Annotated in this window: 17 protein-coding genes; 10 read left to right on the forward strand and 7 right to left on the reverse strand. The window is 44.2% G+C overall.

What is annotated here, in order from left to right:
* The 4 genes from I2I04_RS14020 to I2I04_RS14035 form a co-directional block, all read right to left on the reverse strand.
* On the reverse strand, nt 1–833 hold an 833-nt coding region (locus I2I04_RS14020; RefSeq protein ID WP_195655287.1), incomplete at its 3' end, for a chain-length determining protein.
* 15 nt (nt 834–848) lie between these two features.
* Nucleotides 849–3,260 carry a polysaccharide biosynthesis/export family protein gene (locus tag I2I04_RS14025; RefSeq protein ID WP_195655288.1) on the reverse strand — a complete coding sequence of 804 codons (2,412 nt, stop codon included), beginning with the start codon at nt 3,258–3,260 and terminating at the stop codon, nt 849–851.
* Between the two features lie 34 nt (nt 3,261–3,294).
* The gene (locus I2I04_RS14030) at nt 3,295–3,861 is read right to left on the reverse strand and encodes a UpxY family transcription antiterminator (RefSeq protein ID WP_195471030.1); all 567 of its coding nucleotides are present in this window, start codon (nt 3,859–3,861) and stop codon (nt 3,295–3,297) included.
* A 254-nt stretch (nt 3,862–4,115) separates the two neighbouring features.
* Nucleotides 4,116–5,624 carry a DUF3078 domain-containing protein gene (locus tag I2I04_RS14035; RefSeq protein ID WP_195655289.1) on the reverse strand — a complete coding sequence of 503 codons (1,509 nt, stop codon included), beginning with the start codon at nt 5,622–5,624 and terminating at the stop codon, nt 4,116–4,118.
* 189 nt (nt 5,625–5,813) lie between these two features.
* On the opposite strand from I2I04_RS14035, the gene I2I04_RS14040 reads away from it, so the two are divergent.
* The 9 genes from I2I04_RS14040 to I2I04_RS14080 all read left to right on the forward strand — a co-directional run bounded on the left by I2I04_RS14040 (nt 5,814) and on the right by I2I04_RS14080 (nt 21,385).
* The gene (locus I2I04_RS14040) at nt 5,814–7,439 is read left to right on the forward strand and encodes a CTP synthase (protein ID WP_143259738.1); all 1,626 of its coding nucleotides are present in this window, start codon (nt 5,814–5,816) and stop codon (nt 7,437–7,439) included.
* Nucleotides 7,440–7,496: 57 nt separating this feature from the next.
* Complete coding sequence (gene yidC / locus I2I04_RS14045) at nt 7,497–9,350, forward strand: membrane protein insertase YidC (protein WP_195655290.1); 1,854 nt, start codon at nt 7,497–7,499, stop codon at nt 9,348–9,350.
* A gap of 85 nt (nt 9,351–9,435) precedes the next feature.
* Complete coding sequence (gene bexA / locus I2I04_RS14050; protein WP_195655291.1) at nt 9,436–10,767, forward strand: multidrug efflux MATE transporter BexA; 1,332 nt, start codon at nt 9,436–9,438, stop codon at nt 10,765–10,767.
* Between the two features lie 87 nt (nt 10,768–10,854).
* Nucleotides 10,855–11,793, forward strand: a complete 939-nt coding sequence (locus I2I04_RS14055) for a fimbrillin family protein (RefSeq protein ID WP_195655292.1) — start codon at nt 10,855–10,857, stop codon at nt 11,791–11,793.
* A 13-nt stretch (nt 11,794–11,806) separates the two neighbouring features.
* The gene (locus I2I04_RS14060; RefSeq protein ID WP_195655293.1) at nt 11,807–15,325 is read left to right on the forward strand and encodes a fimbrillin family protein; all 3,519 of its coding nucleotides are present in this window, start codon (nt 11,807–11,809) and stop codon (nt 15,323–15,325) included.
* Nucleotides 15,326–15,485: 160 nt separating this feature from the next.
* The gene (locus tag I2I04_RS14065; protein WP_195655294.1) at nt 15,486–16,421 is read left to right on the forward strand and encodes a fimbrillin family protein; all 936 of its coding nucleotides are present in this window, start codon (nt 15,486–15,488) and stop codon (nt 16,419–16,421) included.
* Between the two features lie 355 nt (nt 16,422–16,776).
* Nucleotides 16,777–18,684 (forward strand): WG repeat-containing protein, encoded by a 1,908-nt coding sequence (locus tag I2I04_RS14070; RefSeq protein ID WP_195655295.1) that lies wholly within the window; start codon nt 16,777–16,779, stop codon nt 18,682–18,684.
* A complete protein-coding gene (locus tag I2I04_RS14075; RefSeq protein ID WP_195655296.1) occupies nt 18,681–19,694 on the forward strand; it encodes a hypothetical protein in 1,014 nt (337 codons plus the stop codon). The genes I2I04_RS14070 and I2I04_RS14075 overlap by 4 nt, the downstream gene beginning before the upstream one ends.
* A 53-nt stretch (nt 19,695–19,747) precedes the next feature.
* Nucleotides 19,748–21,385: a leucine-rich repeat protein gene (locus tag I2I04_RS14080; RefSeq protein ID WP_195655297.1), complete on the forward strand. Its 1,638-nt coding sequence runs from the start codon at nt 19,748–19,750 to the stop codon at nt 21,383–21,385.
* Nucleotides 21,386–21,488: 103 nt separating this feature from the next.
* Here I2I04_RS14080 and I2I04_RS14085 read toward each other — a convergent pair whose 3' ends face one another.
* Both I2I04_RS14085 and I2I04_RS14090 read right to left on the reverse strand, forming a co-directional pair.
* Nucleotides 21,489–22,640: a serine/threonine protein kinase gene (locus tag I2I04_RS14085; RefSeq protein ID WP_195655298.1), complete on the reverse strand. Its 1,152-nt coding sequence runs from the start codon at nt 22,638–22,640 to the stop codon at nt 21,489–21,491.
* Nucleotides 22,633–23,211, reverse strand: a complete 579-nt coding sequence (locus I2I04_RS14090) for a hypothetical protein (protein ID WP_143259758.1) — start codon at nt 23,209–23,211, stop codon at nt 22,633–22,635. Before I2I04_RS14090 ends, I2I04_RS14085 begins: the two co-directional genes overlap by 8 nt.
* A 110-nt stretch (nt 23,212–23,321) precedes the next feature.
* Between I2I04_RS14090 and I2I04_RS14095 the strand changes: the two genes are divergently transcribed.
* Nucleotides 23,322–25,418, forward strand: a complete 2,097-nt coding sequence (locus I2I04_RS14095; RefSeq protein ID WP_195655299.1) for an alpha/beta hydrolase family protein — start codon at nt 23,322–23,324, stop codon at nt 25,416–25,418.
* Between the two features lie 107 nt (nt 25,419–25,525).
* On the opposite strand, the gene I2I04_RS14100 is transcribed toward I2I04_RS14095, so the two are convergent.
* The gene (locus I2I04_RS14100; protein ID WP_195471022.1) at nt 25,526–26,032 is read right to left on the reverse strand and encodes a flavin reductase family protein; all 507 of its coding nucleotides are present in this window, start codon (nt 26,030–26,032) and stop codon (nt 25,526–25,528) included.
* Nucleotides 26,033–26,049: the final 17 nt, after the last annotated feature.

The following is a 26,049-nucleotide window of genomic DNA, read 5'->3' on the forward strand; positions in this document are numbered from 1 at the left end:
GAATCCAGATAATCGGCATATTTCTTCTGAGCTGCATAATATTCTTGCTGACGTTCTTTGAAAAGTTTCTCCAAATAAATACAATCTTCTTTCGCCTTGAAAGTGCGGTAATCTATTATATATTCCTGCAATTTCTTCACTACAGAATCGGCTACGACTGCAGCAACCTTAGGATCCTGAAAAGTTGCAGTAACGGAAGTCATTGAGGTTTTCTTATCCACAGAAGCGGTTATCATTTTCTTCAGAGTCGCAATTTTCTTCGATTCCTTCTTTGAAAGCTCAATTGCGCCCTGACTTGTTTTATCAAAAGATGTAATTTCATCTTCCTCAGTAAACAAGGACTTTAATCCACCAATTACCATTCCAGGAACCCCGATTACATAACTCCACCAGGGAGATGACTCTTCATCTAAATAAGTGTTCAATGTCATTGCTTCATTTTTTGTTACCGGTATCTCCATTGCAGAAAGCTCCAATAAAAAGGGAGTAGAAGAGACAATATCAGCAGACAAGGAAGCATTTAAAGCATCAGTACCGTCACCCATAGTAACCCCACTTCCTAAAAAAGATGCAGCTAGACCAGATAAACCACCACCTTTATCATTACCCATTTCCGGAGAAAGGGTAACTTCAACCGTGTACTGCTTAGGGATACTTATTGCAACAATAATACCAATTATCAATCCGATACCCACTGCTTTATAGATCTTCTTACGAATACCTATAACCTTACGAAGAAGATCCATCAAATCGATTTCAATCTCCTCATCATTATGATTATTATGCAAATGTTTTGTTTCCTTTTCAGATGTTTGTTCCATCAAAGTAGCCATAAATAAAGGTATTCGTTATTTCTTGATTAAATTAGCAATAGAGGCGATCATCATACCCAATGAACTGAAAGAAGTGGCATATCCCAAGATTTCACCCACATTAGTACGTTTCTTCGATCTATTGGGAACGATTATTTCACAACCAGGCTCGATTTGTTTCTTACCGCTACCTTTAACCTTAGTGACTTGACCATTCATATAAACAATAAACTTCTTACTCTTTCTGGCATTATCAGAATAACCACCAGCCTGATTCAAATAATAGTCAATATTCTTACCCGCTATATAAGAAACTGTATTAGGAACCATCACAGCACCATTGATCTTAACCGTATTGGTACTTTTGGGAATAAAGACCACATCACCCTCACGTAAGACAATGTCCGCCGTGCTCCCTGGATTAGCTAAAGCTTTCTCCAAGTCAATGCCAACCGTAAAATGGTCTTCCACACGGACGCCCAAAGAATCCATCATAGCCTCACCCAACTGTCGACTCATCAAACGGATCACATCTCCCATACGTTTCTTCTCACCTTCAGTAGCTACACGAGTCAACTTGGCACCACGTAGGTAAGCGTTTTTAGTAGAACCACCAGCTTTGCGAATCAAATCGGAAAGACGTTCTTCACGGTTGGTCATGGCGTATGAACCTTCGAACAGAATTTCACCTTCAACAACCACATTCTGTTGAGCCTGATAACCCGGACTACGACGTACATAAACCTCATCATAAGGCTGAAGTACAAACCCCGGTGTTCCATCTATCACAAACCCTTCTTTAAGGGAGAATGTATACGTCCGACCGATAGTATCGTTATCCACAGTACTACGAGGATTCTTGATTCTACGCGATACATCCACACGAACAACAGAAGCGGCTTCACGCAATCCCCCTGCCTGAATGATCAAATCTTCAAGGGTCATATTATCAGCATAAGGATAAGAATCCGGTTTGGCTACTTCACCATGGATTACGACATTACCTCTGTCTTCCAAATCATGGATGCTCGGAATATAAAGGATGTCGTTTTTCGTCAGGATGATATTTTGAGAAGTACCATCCATGATGGCTTTAATGTCAACAGGGATAACCTCAGTGGTAAGGTCCTCACGTTGACGATAAAGGACAGCACGGTTCAAGAAAGCATCACCCGTCAAGCCTTGGGCTTCGTTTACCAATTCGCGGACGGTATTCAGTTTACCGTTTAGCTGGTAGATACCGGGACGGTAAACGGCACCACGGATTTCAAGCTTATTAGTGAAGCGGTTAAGGATAGCCTCGGCGGTCACAACATCACCGTTTCGCATTTTATAGACACTATAATCGAGGTCTTTAACTGTGTTTACTTCATACTCCTGTCCGTTCTGGCGTACGACACGCAGTGAACGGGTGTAGGCGTCAGCATCAAATCCACCGGCATAACTGATTAGAGTAGATAAGTTCTCATCCTTCTTCATTTCGAAGCGCATCGGACGTTTCACTTTTCCGTCGATCTTAACCAATACGTCATAGGCGGGAACAATCACGACATCACCTTCCTGCAGACGAATGTCATCCTGAATGTTTCCTTTCATGATGAACTGGTAAACGTCAATCGTGGCGATGTTTTTGCCATTACGTACCAGCTGGACATTGCGAAGGCTACCTATGTCACTCACACCTCCTGCACGGTAAAGTGCATGGAAGACAGTGGCAAAGGAAGAAAGAGAGTAAGTGCCCGGCTGAACTACTTCACCCATTACATTGATCTGAATAGTACGGATACTACCCAAAGTCAGACGGATGTCCGAAGTGGGATCGTTCGCATTATTAAGACCATTATATATCTTGTTTAATGTTTTTTTGAGATAGTCATTAGCTTCAGCAATAGTCAGTCCGTTCAGGTTGACGGGACCTATTTTCTGAATATTGATAGTGCCATCAGGAGAAATCTGTTGGCGGATAGTGTTCTGACTGGCTCCCCAGATGTCGATAATCACTTCGTCACCGGGACCGAGACGGTAATTTAAAGGGGTGGCGATGTTGACACTGGGTTCAAAAGTCAGGTTACGAGTATTGAAGATGTTACGTCCGAAAACCTGATTGCCACGTGCAAGATCTTGGGTACTCGGGTGGTCTTCCAGCATATCGGAAGTGTTTTCCTTCATTTCCTCACGAAGACGAGATTCATTGACATCCGTACCAGTAGCGTTGGAAGCATTGACATTGTTCTGCTGCTCATAAAGCTGCTTCACACGCATAGCCTGTTCCTTAGTCACACCTTTGCGTGCCAGTTCAGAGGCTAACTGCTTTTGTTCTTTCCCTTGTCTAATCCCCTCTTTGACATATTCCAATACTTGAGAATCGCTCATATTTTGAGCTGCCACAGGTGCGGCGCCCAACATCAATAAGAGGATGAGCGCCCCCATTAATTTTTGCATTTTCATTGAGTAATTTGAATTTTTAATTCAATTGATAGTGCTAAACCGGCTCTACACATCCTGCCGGTATATCTACACATGCACATCCTAACATTGTCAATCGGACTGCAACTTTTGATTTCCCATTTATATCTACCAATTCTCCTTCCAGCCCTGCTAATGGCCCTTTTATGACCCTTATTTTTTCTCCCGGCGCTAATGGCGATGTGCTCATACAGATCGTTTCATCCGAATAGTCGAGCATAAATTTGAATCGTAACATTTGTTGGTCGGGAATTACAGCCGGAGTACTCTCCCCACGAAGTACCATGTAACGACTGATAGCGGATAAGGTCAGAACTTCTTTTTGTTCTTGTGGATCAACGTGGACAAAGATCATCATTGGAAGTATGACACGGTCGACAACTTTGCGACGGTCACTCCATTTATGAACTTCTTGTTGAATAGGAAGGAAATTTTCAACGCCCATTTTAGTGAGGCGTTCACTTGTTTTTTTCTCATGATAAATGCGCACAATGGCGACTAACCAGCGTTTAGAGTGCGCTACGCTTCTGCCAATCACATCTGTTGGCAGAACTTCCCGATCGTCATTTTTGCTAATGATCATATATTTTTACCCCACTTTTTCCATTGCTACTTAGGCAATGAAATAATTCCTGCCGCAAAGATAGATAAAATAATAAATAAGAAACAAGAAAAAAATGCTTTCTTTTCTTTTTACCAATCAAAATATGCAGTTAAAGCACGTAGTAAGAATGATTACATCATATAACACAGATATGAACATAAAAAAAAGACTGAATAACTTTTATTGTTAAACAGCCTTTTCTTGTTTTTTAATAAGTTTTCCCGGAATACGAATTACCACTTATAATTGATACCGAAACTAAGCAATTCTTTCAACTGGAAGAAACTATCTCCTTCAGTCGGCTTCGAGCTGTCATCAAAACGGGTATGTATATAGAGCTTGGTAGAAAGATAACGGTTTAATACGAAATTGAACGTATTCTCCCACTCTACACGTGCCCAATGATAGTTGGTCAGGTAATTGAGACGAGACTCTAAAGTCACCGCAGAAATGATAGCCCAATTGAGTGTCGACTGCAACTGGGAACCAAAGTCATTTTTGGAGCATTTTCCTTTGTCTAAGCCAAACTTAGTTTCATCCACTTCAGAATTACCAATATAACGCAAGTTGTAAGTCAACGGCGCCATAAACACGGAAAGATTAAATTTCTTCTTACTCAACTTATAATCCATACCGACACTGACCGCCAAATCTGCCGGAGACAAGAAAGACGAAACCAATTCTTCACTGTTAGCTTTATATCCGTTGAAGAACTGTGTTTTAAACTCGGAAGAAATGGTATAATACCAATTCTTGAAAGCTCTCAAACCTAATTTATTATATATGCGGAATTGGTCGGTGTTAAAAAGGTATTTATGATATTCATCTGACGGAGTGGAGGTCATACCCACTTTAGCTTCCAACTGGTTCTCAAACAAGACCTTTTCATTGTCATTATAATTGGCAAAAATCTGGAAAGTGGCCAATCCGGAGAAGTTACTTTCACCTCCTTTATACCAGTTATCCGAAAGGTGGTTCTGACTGATCTGCAACGATCCGTTACCTCCGGTCACCCACCAGTTTGGTCGACTAATCTTCATATTGGCCTTTCCAACATTATCATCCATATTTTCCGGTTGGAACAGATGAATAACGTTTGCTCTGGGAGATATTTTCGGTTTCACATCATGGCGGAACACATCACGACTCATGATACGGTCTTCTGTAGTGACAACCAAATTTGGACATGCTAAATAAAGATCCATCAATGCACTATTCACTATTTTCCCGGCACGTTGGGTCTTGGTAAATGCCAGGGTATCATAAGGCAGAAGTTCTTGCGTCAGCCGAGGAGTGGTATCCAACTGCATGGGTTTCCATTCCAACTTCGAATATTGTGCCATCGGAGCATAATAATACGCCAATGGTGTGAACAGACGGAAATAATCGGGATCAGACGGAATATAACGTGGCGGCACAGACAGGTCGTTCAAATAATCTAATTGCGCGACATACTTATTATATAAATAAGAAACGGTATCCAGTTTCGGAGTCGGCCCCGACATATTAAGTTTAAGCATCAAATATTTCTGAAGCTCCGCCGAAAGCGTATCTGCTCTCACGACTCTGGCTTTTGCCACAACTGTTGAGGATTTGACCGTTTTAGTAGGTTTGCTCACTTCAGGAACAGACTGCAAAGAGTCAGTCGGAAGTGAAGAGGGTTCGACAGATTCCTGCGCAAAAAGCGATAACGATAAGATTGACAGGATAAACGCTGAACATAAAGTAGTAATTCTCATCATATTTGTCTATGGTTTAGGCTGCAAAGCTACATTATTTTGTTTAGAAATCATAGGATTCTTTTAAAATTGCATTTTTTAATAAAATTGTGGAGACGAAAGACTGTAATCTTCCTCTTTTTTTTATAATTTTGCGGTTTTTAAGTTCGTAAGAATACTACTAAGTAAACAATTATTAAAACAGTTATAGCTGTGGGAGAAACAAAGTATATTTTCGTCACCGGTGGTGTTGCCTCTTCTTTAGGAAAAGGGATCATTTCATCATCCATCGGTAAGTTGCTGCAAGCAAGAGGTTATAATGTAACCATCCAGAAGTTTGACCCGTATATCAACATCGACCCGGGAACATTGAATCCTTATGAGCACGGAGAGTGCTATGTAACCGTAGACGGACACGAAGCCGACCTCGACTTGGGACACTATGAGCGATTCCTAGGTATACAAACGACAAAGGCGAACAACATTACTACGGGACGTATCTACAAAAGCGTCATTGACAAAGAACGTCGTGGAGATTATCTGGGTAAAACGATCCAAGTGATTCCTCACATCACAGACGAGATCAAACGGAATGTAAAACTACTTGGTAATAAATACAAGTTTGATTTTGTGATTACTGAAATCGGTGGTACGGTAGGTGACATCGAGTCACTCCCCTACCTCGAAAGTATCCGTCAGTTGAAATGGGAACTCGGCAAGAACGCTCTTTGCGTACACTTGACTTATGTTCCTTACCTTGCTGCTGCCGGAGAATTGAAAACAAAACCTACGCAACATTCTGTAAAGGAACTCCAAAGTGTGGGTATTCAGCCGGATGTACTGGTTCTGCGTGCCGAGCATCCGCTAAGTGACGGACTGCGTAAGAAAGTGGCACAATTTTGTAATGTAGACGATAAAGCCGTTGTGCAGTCTATTGACGCGGAAACAATTTACGAAGTACCTATCCTGATGCAGGCGCAAGGACTGGACAGCACTATCCTCGAAAAGATGGGACTGCCGGTAGGAGAAACTCCGGGACTCGGCCCATGGCGTAAATTCCTGGAACGCCGTCACGCTGCAGAAACCAAAGAGCCTATCAATATTGCGCTGGTTGGAAAATATGACTTACAGGATGCTTATAAGTCTATCCGTGAAGCTTTATCGCAGGCAGGTACTTACAATGACCGCAAAGTGGAAGTTCATTTCGTAAACAGTGAGAAACTGACTGATGAAAATGTATGTGAAGCTCTGAAGGGTATGTCGGGCGTAATGATCGGTCCGGGATTTGGCCAACGGGGTATTGACGGCAAGTTTGTTGCTATCAAATATACACGTACGCATGACATCCCGACTTTCGGTATTTGCCTGGGTATGCAATGTATCGCCATCGAATTTGCACGTAACGTACTGGGATACGCTGATGCCAACTCACGTGAAATGGATGAAAAGACCCCGCACAACGTGATTGATATCATGGAAGAACAGAAAGCAATCACCAACATGGGTGGTACGATGCGTCTGGGTGCCTACGAATGTGTATTGCAGAAAGGTTCGAAAGCATATCAGGCTTACGGACAAGAACATATTCAGGAACGTCACCGTCATCGCTATGAGTTCAACAATGATTATAAAGACCGATATGAAGCTGCCGGCATGAAATGCGTAGGTATCAACCCGGAATCGGATCTGGTAGAAATCGTTGAAATCCCGGCATTGAAATGGTTTGTCGGTACACAGTTCCATCCGGAATATGGCAGTACGGTACTGAACCCTCATCCGTTGTTCGTGGCATTCGTGAAAGCTGCCATCGAAAACGAAAAAACAATGGTGAAAGACTAACGATACGCGGTAAACAACCGGTAGTTTGTAATTTTATAATTTGTAATTAAAATAAGAATGGATAAAAACACCATCACAGGTCTCGTTCTAATAGGCATATTATTGGTAGGATTCAGTTTTTTGAGCCGTCCAAGCGAGGAACAGATAGCTGCACAAAAAAGATACTATGACTCTATTGCCGTAGTACAGCAGCAGGAAGAAGCGCTGAAGGCAAAAACGGAAGCTGCGCTGGCTAACAGCCAAAAAGAGGTTGCATCGGCTGCCGATTCTTCTGCTTTGTTTTTCAATGCCTTGCATGGGACCGATTCTAAAATCAGCATCCAGAATAATGTAGCGGAAATTACTTTCGCAACAAAAGGCGGACGTGTCTATTCAGCCATGCTGAAGGATTATATGGCACAGGACAAAAAAACGCCGATTATGTTGTTCGACGGTGACGATGCTTCGATGAACTTCAACTTCTACAACAAAGCAGGAGCCATCCAGACCAAAGATTATTTCTTTGAAGCTGTAAACAAAACGGACAGTAGTGTTACCATGCGTCTGGCTACGGATAGCGCAAGCTATATCGATTTCATCTATACGCTGAAACCGGATAGCTATCTGATGAACTTTGAAATCAAAGCGACAGGTATGGAAGACAAGTTGGCAAGTACTAAGTATGTGGACATCGACTGGTCACAGCGCGCCCGCCAACTGGAAAAAGGATTCACCTATGAGAACCGTCTGTCGGAACTGACTTATAAAGTAACAGGTGACAATGTAGACAACTTATCTGCTGCCAAAGACGACAGCCAGGATTTGCCGGGACGCATCGACTGGATAGCTTTCAAGAATCAGTTCTTCTCTTCTGTATTTATTGCTGAACAGGATTTTGAAAAGGTTTCTGTAAAGTCAAGAATGGAACAACAAGGAAGCGGATATATCAAGGATTATTCTGCTGAAATGAATACTTTCTTTGACCCGTCAGGCAAGGAACCGACAGAAATGTATTTCTATTTCGGTCCGAATCACTTTAAGACACTGAAAGCGTTGGATAAAGGCCGCGACGAGAAATGGGAACTTCACAGACTGGTTTACTTGGGTTGGCCGTTGATTCGCTGGATTAACCAGTTTATCACAATCAACGTATTCGACTGGTTATCCGGTTGGGGATTGAGCATGGGTATCGTACTGTTGATTCTGACAATTATGGTGAAAGTGCTGGTTTATCCGGCTACCTGGAAAACATATATGTCTTCTGCCAAGATGCGTGTATTGAAACCGAAAATCGACGAAATCAACAAGAAATATCCGAAGCAGGAAGATGCAATGAAGAAACAACAGGAGGTAATGGGTCTTTACAGCCAGTATGGGGTAAGCCCGATGGGTGGCTGTCTGCCGATGTTATTGCAGTTCCCTATCCTGATGGCTTTGTTTATGTTCGTGCCGAGTGCTATCGAGCTGCGTCAACAGAGTTTCTTGTGGGCGGACGATCTTTCTACTTATGACGCGTTCATCACATTCCCGTTCCATATTCCGTTCTTGGGCAACCACCTTAGCTTGTTCTGCTTGCTGATGACGGCAACCAACATCTTGAACACGAAGTACACGATGTCTATGCAGGATACTGGAGCACAACCACAAATGGCGGCTATGAAATGGATGATGTATCTGATGCCGATTATGTTCTTGTTTGTCTTGAACGACTATCCGTCAGGTTTGAACTATTACTATTTCGTGTCAACACTGATTAGCGTGGGTACTATGATTCTGCTTCGTAAAACGACTGACGAAACTAAATTGTTGGCTATTCTTGAAGCGAAAAAGAAGGACCCGAAACAAATGAAAAAGACCGGTTTTGCTGCTCGCTTGGAAGCGATGCAAAAGCAACAAGAGCTACTGCAACAGCAAAGACAGAATAAAAAATAAGGAATTATTCCTGAATCATATTCTAAGAAAGCCGGACACCCTATTTTGGTTGCCCGGCTTTCTTTCTCTAAAAAAATAAAATAGGATGAAAACTAAATATTCTTATAAACAAATCTGGACGATTACCTACCCTATCCTGATCAGTCTGATTATGGAGCAAATGATCGGCATGACGGACACGGCCTTTCTGGGACGTGTGGGAGAAATCGAGCTGGGTGCTTCTGCTATCGCAGGAGTATACTATCTTGCCATCTTTATGATGGCATTCGGCTTCAGCATTGGTGCGCAGATATTAATTGCCCGCCGCAACGGAGAAGGAAACTACAAGGAAATCGGACCGATTTTCTATCAGGGCATTTATTTCCTGCTTGCCATGGCAGTGATTTTATTCACGTTCTCCATCGTATTTTCACCACATATCTTAAAGAATATCATATCGTCTCCTCACATTTACGATGCAGCCGAAAGTTATATTCACTGGCGTGTGTACGGTTTCTTCTTCTCTTTTATCATGGTCATGTTCCGCGCCTTCTTTGTAGGTACGACACAAACCAAAACACTGACACTGAACTCTATTGTGATGGTGCTTTCAAACGTAGTATTCAACTATATCCTGATCTTCGGTAAATTCGGTTTCCCGCAACTGGGAATTGCCGGCGCTGCCATCGGTTCGTCACTGGCTGAAATGGTATCGGTGATTTTCTTTACCATCTATACCTGGAAACGGATTGACTGCAAGAAATATGCATTGAACATATTGCCCAAATTCCATGGAAAAACACTGAAACGCATACTGAATGTTTCTGTGTGGACAATGATTCAGAATTTCGTTTCTTTATCCACTTGGTTCATGTTCTTCCTGTTTGTGGAACATTTGGGAGAGCGGTCATTAGCGATTGCCAATATCATCCGCAACGTGTCGGGGATACCGTTTATGATTGCAATGGCATTTGCTTCCACCTGCGGTTCACTGGTAAGTAACCTGATCGGTGCAGGCGAACAGGATTGTGTACGGGGAACTATCAAGCAACATATCCGTATCGGATATATCTTTGTATTGCCGATCCTGGCGTTTTTCTGCTTATTCCCGGATCTGATTCTGCGCATTTATACAGACATCCCGGATCTAAGAGCGGCATCCGTACCTTCACTGTGGGTACTGTGTTCTGCCTATCTGGTGCTGGTGCCTGCCAATGTTTATTTCCAATCGGTATCAGGTACGGGAAATACGCGGACTGCATTGGCTATGGAACTTTGTGTACTGGCTATCTATGTCACATACTCTGCATATTTCATCATGTATCTGCGAATGGATGTCGCATTTGCCTGGACAACGGAATGTGTGTACGGTACCTTTATACTGTTGTTCTGCTACTGGTATATGAAGAAAGGAGACTGGCAGAAAAAGAAGATTTAAGAATTTATTCCTTTATGAACCATTATGAACTTGATTTAAATAGGACAACCTCCTACCTTTGTATCAAACATTAAAAAACTAATCATTATGAAATTGCATCTATTAGGGGGAAGTTGTCTTTTGGCACTATTAAGTGCTTGTTCGGCAGGGGAAGAGGAGCAAACAAAGATACCTGAAGTACCTGTAAAACAGATTCCCATCACATTGAATTGTGTAGCAAGTAATGTAAGTATCAACGCAAAAGAAAGCGTTCATACTCGCGTCACTGACTGGGGCTATGAGAGCCAGGACAAAATCGGATTGTATGTCGTGAACTACAACGGCACAACACCGGGAACATTGCAAAACAACGGCAATCATGTGAATAACATGAGATTCACGTATGGCAGCGACGGTACATGGACACCGGACAAAGAAATCTTTTGGAAAGATGAAAACACCAAGGCGGATTTCTACTGTTATTTTCCGTATGCTACACTTTCGGACATTTCCGCACATTCTTTCTCAGTGAAAGAAGATCAGTCTACTGAACAGGCTTACAAGGCAAGTGAATTCCTGTACGGCAAGACTTCGGGAGTGGCACCTACGGAAGATGCTGTCAGCATTACGACCAGGCATATTTTCAGTTGTGCAGTTATCAACGTGAAGGCAGGCAACGGATTCACAGACGAAATTCTGGCACAATCGACCATAAGCGTAAAGATGAACGGAATAAAGACCGGAGCAACTGTCAACCTCACCAACGGCACAGCTACGGCAACGGGAACAGGCAAAACAATTCTTCCGCTCGAAAATGGAAATAACCGTTCGTACAAAGCGCTGGTTGTACCTCAAACAGCTTCGGGAGATAATTTCATCACCGTCAATATTGATGGCAGAGACTTCAATCTCAACAAGGAATTTACTTTCGTCGGAGGAAAAAGGCATACTTTCTCCGTAACCGTGAGCAAGACTAGCAATGGTATTAATGTCGGCATTGGGGCTTGGGAAGATGACGATATAGATAATGGTGGCGTAGCCGAATAAAATAGACAGACGTATGAGAAGAGAATGGCATAAATATATAGTATTCAGTGCTGTATCGGCATTGGTGCTTATGTCGTGCAACGACAATGAAATAACGGAAGGCGTCTCACGGAGACAGGATTCGAATGTCATATCCCTGTCGGGAGAAATAGATCAGGTGGCAGTGACCCGTGTCAATGACAATGGTTTCTGCGATGGCGACATCATGGGCGTATATATCGTTGACTATAACGGGAACACACCGGGAACATTGGCAAACAACGGTAACCGGGGAACGAATGTTCCGCACACTTTTGATGAAGCGGCCTATAAGTGGAACTCTGCCTACGACGTCTACTGGAAGGACGACCGGACACATGTTGATATCTATGGGTATTACCCGTACGGCACGCCAACGGATGTAAATGCATATACATTTGAAGTACAAAAAGATCAAACGAAAAATAATGGGGATGAAATGGGAAGTTACGAAGCAAGTGACTTCCTTTGGGGAAAGGCAGCGGACGTAGCACCTACGGAAAAAGTAATCCGACTGCCATTGCGGCACAAGATGAGTAATGCCCGCATTACCTTGAAAGAGGGCGAGGGATTCGCCGAAGGAGCATGGATAGAACTGGAGAAACAAGTACTGGTTCTGAACACCAAGCGTAGTTCGGTGATTGACCTCGCCACGGGTAATGTGACTGCTACAGGCGAAGTTGCCAAGACAGGGACTATCCCATTCTGTAAAGACAATGAATTCCGCGCCATTGTGGTTCCACAGACTGTGGAAGCTGGAAAAGTGCTTTTCAGTATTACGGTAGATGGAATGCCTTACACATTTAAGAAGGAAGAAGCATTCACGTACATAGCCGGGAAGATGCACAATTTCACTATTCAGGTGAATAAGAAGGAAGCAAGCGGACAGTATGAGTTTAAACTCATTGATGAGTCTATTACTGCATGGGAAAATGATATGGCTTCGCATGAAGCTACCGCCAAGGAGTATATTGTGATTAATGTGGAAAAGGCGGGGACGTTGAAGGAGTGTATCACGGCGGCGAATAAGGATTATACGAAGTTGCAGAATTTGAAGATTACGGGAGAATTAAATCCTAGTGATTTCTATTTCATGAGGGATGAAATGTCATCATTACAAGCTTTAAATTTGAAAGAAATAAAAATCAAGGGAGAAAAAATGACTGTAAATGATGGTTGGAATACATGCATATGCCAAGACGACCAAATCCCTCACTTTGCCTTTTCACAAAGAGGTAATAAAAACAAAAAGTTAGTTCGCCTTGTTCTGCCGGATAAACTTACTTCTATTGGAGTACGTTCTTTCTATCATTGCGAATATTTATCTGGTTCGCTTATCATTCCGGAGGGAGTGGTAGATATACAACAAGGAGCTTTTACCGGATGTAAATCCTTCAATGGTTCCTTATCATTACCTACAACATTAAAGTACATCGGTAATAATGGTGGAGAAGACATTGATTATTCTTGCGGAGTATTTTCAAAGTGCGGTTTTGTTTGTGAACTTACAATCCCTGACAATGTGGAAATAATCAGAGGATATGCTTTTGAAGGTTGTAAAGGATTATATGGTAACTTAAAACTTCCTTCAAAATTAAAAAAATTAGGAGAGTGTGCTTTTATAGGTTGTAATAATCTAACAGGTTCTTTATCTATTCCACAAGGAATAGTAGATATCCCTACTCAATCTTTTAGCGGTTGTAGTTTTGATGGTATGCTAAATTTACATGATGGAATAGCAACAATTGGGGAATACGCTTTTGAGGGTTGTCATTTCAAAGGAGAGCTTAATCTGCCTAAAAATTTAGTCATCCTCAATGATAATGTGTTCAATGGTTGTGATTTCTCTGGTGAGCTTAAACTTCCACAAGAACTAACAACCATCGGTGAAAATGCCTTCAAAAACAACTGGCGTCTTACGGGTATCCTCGAAATACCGGAAAATGTACAAAGCATCGGCGCAGGAGCATTTGCCAACTGCCGTAGCCTAGAAGGAGTGGTCTTCCCTGAAGGATTGGAGAATATTCGTTGGGAATCTGTATGGGGCGACGAAGGCGGCTCGTTCTCTAACTGTTTCGGCATCGGCTCCATCGTCTGCAAAGGAACCATCCCACCCTATGTACAAACAGGAGCTTTCAACGGTGTAGCTAAAGATAACTTCACTCTCGAAGTTCCCGAATCCGCCATCACCGATTACCAAACCGCAGTAGGTTGGAGCGACTTCAAACGTATCTCTGCCCACCGCGAACTGGTCTGCCGTCCTTCTATCGCCAATGCCATCAATACCCGATGCACACGCCGACTGGTATTGAACGCCGAAGGAGATTGGGAAGTAGAAAGCATGCCCGACTGGTGCAGTCTGTCACAAAACAGCGGCTCAAAGAAAACGGAACTGACCTTGACCATCAACGAAATGACCAAAGGCACTACCCAAGGACGTACCGGTGAAATCGTATTCAGACTGAAAGACAAGGATTATACTACTAAATGTTCCGTCTCTCAATATGACTATGAGTACGGCGAAGATGAAATCATTACTTTACAAAAGGCTACCAAGGGAAACAATGGAGGTATCAACCTCGTATTCCTAGGTGATGGATACAATGCGAAAGACATCTCCGAAGGCGAATACATGAAAGCCATGAGGGAGCAGGTAGATAACTTCTTCGGTATCGAGCCATACAAAACTTATCGTGATTATTTCAACATATATACCGCCATCGCTGTTTCTCCCGAAACCGGAATTGGTACTATCAATACCATCCGTTACGCCAAGTTTGAGACGACCTATACAGGCGGTGTAGGACTAAAATGCGATTATGACGCTGTGTTCAATTACGCACTGCGCATACCTACAGTGACAAAAGCAAATCTGAACCAAAGTTTGATTATCATCACCCCCAACTCTACCGACTACGGTGGCATTTGCCAGATGTGGGACGACGGTTCTGCCATTGCCTTCTGCCCGAGAAGTACCTATGGTTATCCACTTGACACACGCGGAGTGATTCAACATGAAGCCGGCGGACACGGATTTGGTAAACTGGGCGATGAATATATCTACCATAACGAATTCATTGATTTCTGTACATGTACTTGCTGCGGACACACATTCGAATTTAACTGTGCCAAAGCCTTGGGCTGGTATGACAACCTCTCACTGACAGGCAAAATGCACGAAGTGCCCTGGAGCCATCTGATATTTGACGAACGTTACAGTGACCGGGTAGATATCTACGAAGGTGGATTCATGCACAACCGCGGCGTATTCCGTTCAGAACTGAACAGCTGTATGAACAATGATATTCCGTATTACAGCGCCATCAGCCGCGAGTCTATTGTGAAACGCATCAAGAAGTATGCAGGTGAAGAGTATTCGTTCGAAGATTTTGTGAAGAATGATAAGGGAGATGCGGGATCCATCACACGCGCCATGAATGTTCCGTATGCAGGAAGCCGCGTACATACGTTCCAATATCCGCCCAAAATTCATAAAGGCAGCCCACTAAAATAGTCGAAAGGAGGCTATACATTGAATAGAAAGTAAAGAAGTCAAAAAAAATAGCAGGATTCAATTCCTGCTATCACAAAAAGACTTTGAGGAAAAAACTTTGAAAGAAAAAGACTCGAAGAAAGATATTCAAAAGAAAGAAACTCAAAAAAGGAAAAAGAACATGAAACCAACGATTCATACCATCTATACGGCTTGCATCTGCCTGCTCTCCAGCATGGCGATGGTAAGCTGCGGACAGGAAGAAACGGCAGGCAGTAAGGAGACGGAACGGAACGACGTGATGCAGTTCCGAATTGCGCATCCTTCACAGCAACAAGCTGCTCCTGCCAGCCGCGCCACGGAAACAGACTTCGAAACAAATGACCGCATCGGTCTGTTTGTCTGCGGAGAAAATGAACCTCTGCAAGTGGGAGGAAACTACGTGAACAATGCTTCACTGACCTACAACGGAACGACATGGACTCCCGCCCGCCCTATCTACTGGAACGACGGTAGTTATGACGTATACGCCTACTATCCCTTCTCCTCTCCCATCTTGTCGACAGACGAAATGGAATTCCGCGTGGCAACCGACCAAAGCGCAACAGGCACAGCCGACGCATTGGGAGGCTACGAAGCCAGCGATTTCCTATGGGCATCAGCAAAGAAACAGACTGCCGGCAATGATGCCGTGGCACTGAAATTCAAGCATTGCATGAGCAAACTTACCGTGCGCCTTATCAAAGGCGAAGACTACGAAGGCGATGAACTACCGCAGGATGCCGAAGTGTTCATTCACAACACCGTACCCAATGCTACCATCGACCTTGCTGCAGGGATAGCTACCAAAACACTCTACGGTACGGAAGCCACACTGAAAGCAAAGGCAGCAGGAAACAACAGATACACCGCTATCGTCGTTCCGCAGCGAATCACCAACCGCCGTCCGCTGGTAGAGGTAGTGATGAGAGGCGTGTCATATCTTATGGAAAGTTCATTCGTCTTCAAGTCGGGAATGCATCATATTGTATCACTGACCATCACGAAAAACCCTGAACAAGTGAAGATTGAAATTGGCGGTGAAATTGAAAATTGGGAAACAACAGAAGAATCATAATTTAGGTTTCACCACGAATTACACGGATTTTCACAGATTAAATAGTTTTCTATAGGTTGGATATAGTACATTCATCCGCATAGATTCCCCTTCTTCCAAAAAGAAGGGGGGCTGGAGGGCAGAGTGATAAACACGGCAATTAACTGGTTCACAATTGTATATAAATTTATGTATTCACTTACCACCTCCCTCTACAAATACTCCTCCTTCTTGAAGGAGGAGTATTTAGTTACTATCGGCTTTTCCCTCCAATCATGTGGAATATAGATTAATCTGTGGAAATCTGTGCAATCTGTGGTGAATTTTCTTGTAATATGTTTATATTTGCAACAGGGGTTTTAAAAGTTAACTATCAATGAACGACAAACTGAAGTATATTGTCACTTCTATCCTTCTTTCAAGCCTGTTTGCAGTGTTATATACCGGATGCAAATCGGACAGTATAGAAATCAACGCACTGCCTTTTCAGGAAAACGAAGGAGACAACTGGGGACTTATCTCCACCAGCGGAAAGATTGAAATCCCTTCCGGAAGCTTCACTCGCCAACCGTCAGCAGTGGTCAATGGAATGTTCAGTCTGCCGGACGAAAAAGGATATTATCAACTCTACGAATTAAAACATCCGACACACCCCACCAGTGCAAGGCGATTTGCGCAAATCGGACATTTCTTTGAAGACGTCACACTGGCACAGGAGTTTCCAGACTCCCCTATCCTCATCATCGACCGGAAAGGACAAAGCATCAACAATATAGGAATAAGCCTGCATTACGACATCGTATTGGCACATAACTTTGCCGAAGGCAGAGCTTTGTTCTGCACCCGAAAAGGGAAGTACGGCTATATGGATACTCGAGGGAACATCCTCATCCCACCCATATATGATCAAGCGTATGACTTCCACGAAGGCTTGGCACTGACAGGCAACACGAATGATAAGGGTGAGACCAGCTACCAACTTATCGACCTGTCCGGAAACGTACGCATTCAAATTCAAGATACGCCTGCCCTACTTGACCCACAACCGGCATGCGGACTGATAAAATACAATAACTGTCAAAGCGGGCAATGTTGCTATCTAAGCACCACAGGAAAGGAAGGAATCTTCCTGCCGGACAGCATCCGCGAAGCCTTTCGCTTCCGTCACAATGCCGCCATTATCCATACCGACCACGGCGCAGGGCTCATCGACCGCGAAGGGAAATTGCTAATTGCTCCCACATACGAAGAAGGATTCATCGTTGGCAACGACCGCGTGTGTCTACGCATCGGCAACGAATGGCAGCTCACCGACTTCGAAGGGAACAGTTTAGGAGAAGCAAAAAAGAGCTACGAACGAATATCAATTTTCTACCCTTCGGAACTTGCCATCGTCCGTTCCGGAACTCAATGCCGATGGATGAACCGACAAGGAAAGCCTGCCGACAACCGGACATACCACTGTATCGCTGAAGATCCTTCCGCATTACAACTTGTCCCACAAGTCTTCGTCCGAAGAAATACAAAGACAAAAAACGAAGAAAACAGTTCTGTGAATAGATCGGAAAAAACGGAAACTGTTTCCGCTCCATCATCAGCAATGATTTCCTCTTCACCATCAACTATGACTTCGTCATCGGAAAAGAACTCCCAAAGCAACGAGCCATCCGCAGGAAACCCACACACCACCTGCATCATCAGCAGTGATGAATGGAAGAACATCGGAAAACAAAATCCGTTCTATGCCGAAGCAAGGAAAATACTATCCGGAAAACTAGCCGAAACGGATGCGGAAAACAGACAAGTGATACTCAACTATGTGGAACATCTGCGCACATCGTACACCACCAAGGATATCGACTTCCTGACGCAACTGTTCAGCGAAGAAGCACTGATTATCGTCGGCAAAGTCATCCGCAGTACTCCCCGGACAGACGGGAAATACCTGCCACAACACCAAGTGGAATATAACATCAAAAGCAAACATACCTATCTGGAACGCCTGAAAGTATTGTTCAAACAGAACAAAGAAATCAATCTGCAGTTCAGTGACTTCAAAATAATGCGGCACCCCACACAAGAGGGGTTATACGGAGTCACGCTACGCCAAAAATACAGCTCCGATCTCTATTCGGACGACGGTTATCTGTTCTTGCTGTGGGACTTCAGAGATGAAGCCACCCCGTTAATCCATGTACGCACGTGGCAACCCCGTATGCTAGACGACCGGACGCCACTGCCGGAAGAAGAGATTTTCAACATACGTAATTTCAATCTGCAATGAACGTTTCTATATTAACTCCCGACACAGGAAAAAAACTGTCGAATGCGAAAAGGTACGTGTTAACAGCCGTCGTGCTTCTTATCTTTTCAGCTATGCACGCACAACAGTTTTCCGTACAAAGTTTCCGGCAACTGCCCAATGATATCAGTGCTTATATTCAGCCTGTGAAGGACCTGAACGATGAAGCCTGTGCACTCATCAAAATAGTGGGTAGCCGCGATTTCGCGTTCTCCACTCCCCTGGGAGTGGTGAAAAGGAAAAATGATGTCGGAGAGACGTGGATATACGTCCCACACGGCACTACGCAAATTACTATCAAGCACCCGCAATGGGGAGTGCTCCGTGATTATCGCTTCCCTTCTCCTTTAGAGTCGCGCCTGACCTACGAACTGGTGCTGAATGCTCCTGCCACCATGCCCCGGAGAAGAATCCCCCCGATGGAGAACACCGCCGTCAGTTATCCGCGCACGTACAAACTGACTGTGCAACAGCTTCCCGTACCTGAATGGCGACGTCCCCGACGACCGAAAGAGAAAGCCACATGGTTGATTATGCCGAGCATCGGACTTCATCGTCAGGAAGCGACAAGCGGTATACGTCTTGCCTGGATGCGGCGGCATGGAATATACCTGCATGCATTGAGCGACTTCCGCACCACCCCCGATACCAACGGACAAGAATGTGACAAGAACGGACTACTACCCGGCAGCGTACTTCCACCCTACTACACCGGAAAGAGCGAAAGGTCATACTACGCACTCACCGCAGGAGGGATACATCACATCGTCGGTAACTTCTGCCTTTATGAAGGTATCGGCTACGGAGCACGCACTGTTGTCTGGCAAACGGACGAAGGAACTCACCTGCGCAACAGCGATTATTCATCCCAAGGACTCACCGCTGAAGCAGGTGTCATGCTCCGACTACAAAGGCTTGCCTTTTCCGCCGGCGCCATCACCACAGGCGGGAGATACTGGATGGTGAACCTCGGACTGGGTATTCGTTTATGACCGCCTTCTTTAGTAAGAATGTAGAATTGCACAAAAGACATACCGATTGAAATATGCATACAAGAATCATTTGTTTCCTGACTCTCTTCGCTTGTTGCCTGCTCTCAACAGGATGCAGTGACGAGAACCGCCCTAATAATCCGGCACCGGAAATCATCCTGCACGAAGCACAGGACATCACCCGCACAAGCGCCCGTCTCACCGGTACAGTGAATGTCCCGCCCCATAGCCATACCGACCGTTACCGTTTCCGCTACGGCACTTCACCGGATATGGCAAAAAGTGAAGAATATTTCCAGCCAAATGGTCTTGTCACTACCGAACTACAAAACCTGACACCGGGAACCACCTATTATTACTGTCTGGAAGCAGGAAACGAAATGTATATGCGGCAAAGTCCCACCTATCATTTCACCACTTTTCCCAACGAACGTCCCCGGATAGAACCCATCACCTTTCTGGGACAAGGCCCCATCAGTATCATTCTGTTATGTGCTGTCACGGACGACGGCGGCGACCCTGTGACATCCTGCGGCTTCCGTTATGTTTCCGCCGATGGACAAGAGCTGGAAACAAACGCATTCCTGACAACCGACAATCAATGGCGACTTCACATCAACCACTTGAAAAAGTACACCCAATATACAGTGAAGGCTTTTGCCGAAAATAGAAATGGAAGAACTTACAGCGAACCATACCATTTTTGCACCAGTGATGCAGTAAACCTCATCAATGCAGGCATGCTGCCCGAAATTATCGGAGAGGACGGCAAAGACGACTACACACAACTGAGTATCACAGGTCCGCTGAACGGGACAGACCTCCGATTCATCCGAGAAATGTGTGGAAAAGACATACATGGCAACCAGACACAGGGACAGTTGCAGAAGTTGGATTTGACGGATGCACTCATCATCGCAGGCGGATTGTCTTACGATGAATCGCGGTATACAACAGAACATACGATCGGCAACGGAATGTTCGGTGAACTGGATATACTGACGGAAATCAAACTTCCGGAAAATACGTTGGTGATTGAACAGAATGCCTTCCGCAACTGCACGTCACTGACAGCACTTTCCATTCCGGGAAGTACAAAGGAACTGACTCCTTCCAGCGGATGCCGCCATCTCGAACACCTGTCCGTGATTACAGGAAATTCTGAATATAGCAGCATAGACGGGGTGGTGTACAGCAAAAACGGTGAAGCACTTGTGTGGTTTCCCGAAGGAATGGAGAAAGATGAGCTACGTCTCTCTCCCACTCTGAAGAGTATCGGAGAATACGCATTACAAAAATGCAAAATCCGGTCTATCATATTGCCCGGTTCAGTTACAAGTATCGGAAAGCTGGCTTTCTATGCTTCCGAAATTGAATCGATCGTACTGCCGGACGGATTGCGAAGTGTGTCGCTCGGGATATTCCAGCAATGCCAAAATCTCACGACTGTCACACTGGGTAGTGCCTGTGAAACTCTCTCGGATTATTGTTTCGACGGATGCCCGCTCCAGCATTTATACGTAAATGCAGTCATTCCTCCCGTCTGCCAATCGAACACGTTCAGCGGAACAGGAAACATCTTTGCCGACTGTATCCTACATGTCCCTGCGGAGAGCTTGCCGATATACAGAAACCACTCTACATGGAAACTGTTTCAACACATTGAAATTATCAAAGCTACAAGTAAATGAATGTCACCCTTGCACACCACATCAGTTTCCCCTGATGGCACTGTTGTTCCCTACTGATGAAACACCAGTTCCCCGCACATGAAACGTTCTTTTGTATGGGATCTTAACGTTGTCGGACCAGCGACTTAATCTGCTTTAACTGGCGTTCCGCCTCTTGTTGCAGCCCTTCCCACCGGCACTTATAAGCTGCAGACTCTCGCAACTCGGGCAATGGATATTCAGCATCCAGCGCAGCTTTCAATTGCTGCATCAATTGCAGGCTATCTGCCTTCCAATTACGTTCGTCCGCTAATGAATCGACAGCATGTATCATTCGCATCCGTTCAGATGCAAGCAGGCGAAAGCAATTCTCGCTACAAACCTGATTTCCGTAAACAGGATAAAAAGAGGGAGAAGAAGAGAAAGAGCCCGGTAACAGGTCACCTGCAACAACATAAACACCTACACAGACTGCCCCTGCCAACACTGCAGCAACCATCCCCGCATAAAATCTTTTCCTGCGAGGCACAATAACGGCGTCGGCCACCTCCACAACAGACGCATAACGCTTCTCCCGCTTCCGGCGGGTACACTTGCGCGAAACAGCTGCCAGATGTTTGTCTTTCAATGCAGTAGCCATCTCACCTATAATTACCCCAAGAGAATAAATATCAGCACGCAAATCCAACGGCACATCCGGTTGCAACACCTCGGGAGCAAGATAATAACGTGTGCCGGCAGGAAGCTTCAACACATCGTAATCATCACAATCGGAAAGGCTGAAATCAATCAGTTTCACATTGTTACCATTGTGTGTAATCAGAATATTGTCCGGCTTTAAATCACGGTGGACAATCTGCTTGCTATGGATATATTGCAAGGCACTGCACAGTTCGTTGATAATCTTAATCGCCACCGAGCGAGTCAGCTTGCCTTGCTGCATAAACTCTTTCAAAGTGACTCCATCAACATATTCCAACAGGATGCAGCATCCTATAGACGGTACACTCTCCCATCCCAATGTACGACAGATATGAGGATGTTCTAATTGATAGCCAATATTGAATTCTTTTTTAAGAGCCTGTTCGTAAAAAGCCGTTCCTTTATACACCGGCTGTAAAGCTTTCAACACATGCAACTTACCATGCCGATGACAACGGAACAAGCGATTCCATCCCGAACGGGAGACATATATTTCCTGAATATCAGTAAAAGCCACATCAACAGGAGGCGTTGTTTCCCCTATAAAACCGGAAGTAAAAGAATCGTCATTCATTGCTAATGCAGTTCAGTAAAGTAAGACCACCGTTCCGCCCCGCAATAAATGGCGAAGTACGAATTCCATCACGTAAAATGTATGGCAAAAACAAAGGTTGCCCTTTCAAGAAAAAGGAAGTCTCGAAACAATCTCCTTTTTGCAACTTAGACTGACGCGCCTCACACACTTCGAACAAAGCCTTTCCTTTATAAAGCAGACGCAGATAACGATTAGGCGACCATCCGATTTCAACTTCCGCCCCAGGAGCAAGCTCGCTTGCCATCACCTGACAGGCAGAGAAAAATGAAGAATTGTATGCACTGCTACTCTTCAAGTAACTACAAAAAGTACTGAATAAATCAAAACCAATGAAGCGGGATAATAAATCAAGTGTATGTATACGTGGTGTATGCATATCATTTACATACCCCCACAAACGTTTCAGTGTAGAAGTCGAAATTCTCCCCCATGAGTGATTCTGCAAATAAAAAGAAAACTCCTCAAAATCGGTAGTCGTCCGCAAAGATTTTCCATATTTCTTTTCGACCAGCAATAAAAGTTCCGCTATTTCCGGTTTATATACATTCATGATTCAATATTGGATATTTTATAATGAACAAAGATAAGTAAAATCGTTTTATTATCGTATATTTGTCCGGCTATTCTAACAAAAAAGTTACTAAACAATCATTTTAAAATATGAGACAAGCTAATTTATTTATGATGTCAGCAGCAGTGTTGTTAGCTGCCTGCGGAGGAACCAAAGACGCAGGCAAGACAGATCAGGTGCTTATCGAGAAATCGGATATTAAGATCGAAGGGAAGCGCATGACTCCCGAAGCACTTTGGGCTATGGGACGTATCGGCGGATTCGCCGTATCGCCCGACGGAAAGAAAATTGCGTATACGGTAGCGTATTACAGCGTACCGGAAAACAAGAGTAACCGCGAAGTTTTCGTGATGAACGCGGATGGAAGCGAAAACCAGCAAATCACTCATACCCCGTATCAGGAAAATGAAGTGACATGGATTAAAGGAGGCACCAAACTTGCATTCTTAAGTAATGACAACGGAAGTAGCCAACTCTATGAAATGAATCCGGACGGTAGTGGACGCAAGCAATTGACCAACTACGACGGGGACATCGAAGGTTATTCCATTTCACCGGATGGCAAAAAGCTGCTGTTTATTTCACAAGTAAAGACGAAAGAAAGCACTGCTGAGAAATATCCGGACCTGCCGAAAGCTACAGGTATCATCGTGACCGACCTGATGTACAAACATTGGGATGAATGGGTGACGACAGCTCCACATCCTTTTGTTGCTGACTTCGACGGTAACGGTATCTCCAATATCGTAGATATCCTGAACGGAGAACCGTATGAAAGTCCGATGAAACCCTGGGGTGGCATTGAACAACTTGCCTGGAATACGACTTCGGACAAAGTGGCTTACACTTGTCGTAAAAAGACAGGACTGGAATACGCGATTTCTACCAACTCCGATATTTACGTTTATGACCTGAACACCCAAAAAACGGAAAATATTACGGAAGAAAACAAAGGATACGATACCAATCCTCAATATTCACCGGACGGCAAATATATTGCCTGGCAGAGCATGGAACGTGACGGATATGAAGCTGATCTAAACCGTCTGTTCATTATGAACCTGGAAACCGGAGAGAAACGTTTCGTAAGCAAAGCATTCGAATCGAATGTGGACGCTTTTGTTTGGGGAGCAGATGCAAAGATGATTTATTTCACCGGTGTATGGCACGGAGAATCGCAGATTTATGCGCTGGATTTGGCCAATGATTCGGTAAAGGCAATCACTTCAGGAATGTACGACTACGAAGGTGTAGCTCTTTTCGGGGATAAACTGATCGCCAAACGTCATTCTATGAGCATGGGTGATGAAATCTACACTGTGGCACTGGATGGCTCTACTACTCAACTGACGCAGGAAAACAAGCAAATCTATGACCAGCTGGAAATGGGTAAAGTGGAAGGTCGCTGGATGAAAACAACAGATGGCAAACAGATGTTGACATGGGTGATTTATCCTCCTCAGTTTGATCCGAACAAGAAATATCCGACTTTGCTGTTCTGTGAAGGAGGTCCGCAAAGTCCGGTAAGCCAGTTCTGGTCTTATCGCTGGAACTTCCAGATTATGGCTGCCAATGATTATATCATTGTTGCTCCGAACCGTCGTGGCTTACCGGGATTTGGTGTGGAATGGAACGAACAGATCAGTGGTGACTACGGTGGCCAGTGTATGAAGGATTATTTCACTGCTATTGATGAAATGGCAAAAGAACCGTATGTAGACAAAGATCGCTTGGGATGTGTAGGTGCCAGCTTCGGAGGATTCTCCGTATACTGGTTGGCGGGACATCATGAACAACGATTCAAAGCATTCATTGCCCATGATGGAATCTTCAATATGGAAATGCAATATCTGGAAACTGAAGAGAAATGGTTTGCCAACTGGGATATGGGAGGCGCATACTGGGAAAAACAAAACCCGGTGGCACAACGTACGTTTGCCAACTCTCCTCACCTATTCGTAGAGAAATGGGATACTCCTATTCTCTGTATTCATGGAGAGAAAGACTATCGTATTCTGGCTAATCAGGCAATGGCTGCTTTCGATGCTGCCGTGATGCGTGGTGTTCCTGCAGAGTTGCTGATTTATCCGGATGAAAACCACTGGGTATTGAAGCCACAGAATGGGGTTCTATGGCAACGCACATTCTTCGAATGGTTGGACAAATGGGTGAAAGGAAAGAAGTAATCTGTGCTTAATTACTTATCAATAAAGTAAAATAAAGGAAGGCTCTGAACTCAAGTAGATTGAGAACAGAGCCTTCTCCATTACATTCATCATAAATCGGCTAAATCTTACTCCGAATAAATATTTTCAATTTCTACAATATACATCTTGTGGAAACCTCCATGAGCACCACCGTACCACTTCTCCCATGATTCCTTATCCAGGAAACATTCCGGTTTGATACCGTCAGCATAAAGCTTCTTACATTCCAGGCTTAAGCGTGCCTGCTCGAACAACACATTGCCATTTTCTGTAAACACCGGTTTCAGTCCGGTCTCTTTTACTTTATCGATATTGCGTCCCGACTTGGAACCACAAACAGCGTGAATCTTCTTATTTTCTTCCCCTAAGAAGGAAAGAGTCAGGTGATCGTTCTTCTCTACAAATTCATACGTATACCGTTCGGGACGGATAAAAACGAAAGCAACAGGCTTGTTCCAAAGCCAGCCGATACCACCCCAACTTGCTGTCATCGTATTAAACTTCTCTTTTGTTCCGGCCGTAACCAGCATCCACTCTTTTCCAATCGCTTCGAAAAAGTTTTCTTTCAAGTCTTTTACTTCTAATTTCTTCATCTCTTTATTCGTTTCTA

The sequence above is a fragment of the Bacteroides sp. 1001136B_160425_E2 genome (genome assembly GCF_015559655.1).
Lineage (GTDB): Bacteria > Bacteroidota > Bacteroidia > Bacteroidales > Bacteroidaceae > Bacteroides > Bacteroides luhongzhouii.

Coding starts and splice junctions, on each gene's coding strand:
- I2I04_RS14095 (WP_195655299.1), top strand. CDS start 23,322: ATGAGACAAGCTAATTTATTTATGATGTCAGCAGCAGTGTTGTTAGCT.
- I2I04_RS14025 (WP_195655288.1), bottom strand. CDS start 3,260: ATGAAAATGCAAAAATTAATGGGGGCGCTCATCCTCTTATTGATGTTG.
- I2I04_RS14080 (WP_195655297.1), top strand. CDS start 19,748: ATGCATACAAGAATCATTTGTTTCCTGACTCTCTTCGCTTGTTGCCTG.
- I2I04_RS14090 (WP_143259758.1), bottom strand. CDS start 23,211: ATGAATGTATATAAACCGGAAATAGCGGAACTTTTATTGCTGGTCGAA.
- I2I04_RS14070 (WP_195655295.1), top strand. CDS start 16,777: ATGAACGACAAACTGAAGTATATTGTCACTTCTATCCTTCTTTCAAGC.
- yidC (WP_195655290.1), top strand. CDS start 7,497: ATGGATAAAAACACCATCACAGGTCTCGTTCTAATAGGCATATTATTG.
- I2I04_RS14065 (WP_195655294.1), top strand. CDS start 15,486: ATGAAACCAACGATTCATACCATCTATACGGCTTGCATCTGCCTGCTC.
- I2I04_RS14075 (WP_195655296.1), top strand. CDS start 18,681: ATGAACGTTTCTATATTAACTCCCGACACAGGAAAAAAACTGTCGAAT.
- I2I04_RS14030 (WP_195471030.1), bottom strand. CDS start 3,861: ATGATCATTAGCAAAAATGACGATCGGGAAGTTCTGCCAACAGATGTG.
- I2I04_RS14035 (WP_195655289.1), bottom strand. CDS start 5,624: ATGATGAGAATTACTACTTTATGTTCAGCGTTTATCCTGTCAATCTTA.
- I2I04_RS14100 (WP_195471022.1), bottom strand. CDS start 26,032: ATGAAGAAATTAGAAGTAAAAGACTTGAAAGAAAACTTTTTCGAAGCG.
- bexA (WP_195655291.1), top strand. CDS start 9,436: ATGAAAACTAAATATTCTTATAAACAAATCTGGACGATTACCTACCCT.
- I2I04_RS14060 (WP_195655293.1), top strand. CDS start 11,807: ATGAGAAGAGAATGGCATAAATATATAGTATTCAGTGCTGTATCGGCA.
- I2I04_RS14055 (WP_195655292.1), top strand. CDS start 10,855: ATGAAATTGCATCTATTAGGGGGAAGTTGTCTTTTGGCACTATTAAGT.
- I2I04_RS14085 (WP_195655298.1), bottom strand. CDS start 22,640: ATGAATGACGATTCTTTTACTTCCGGTTTTATAGGGGAAACAACGCCT.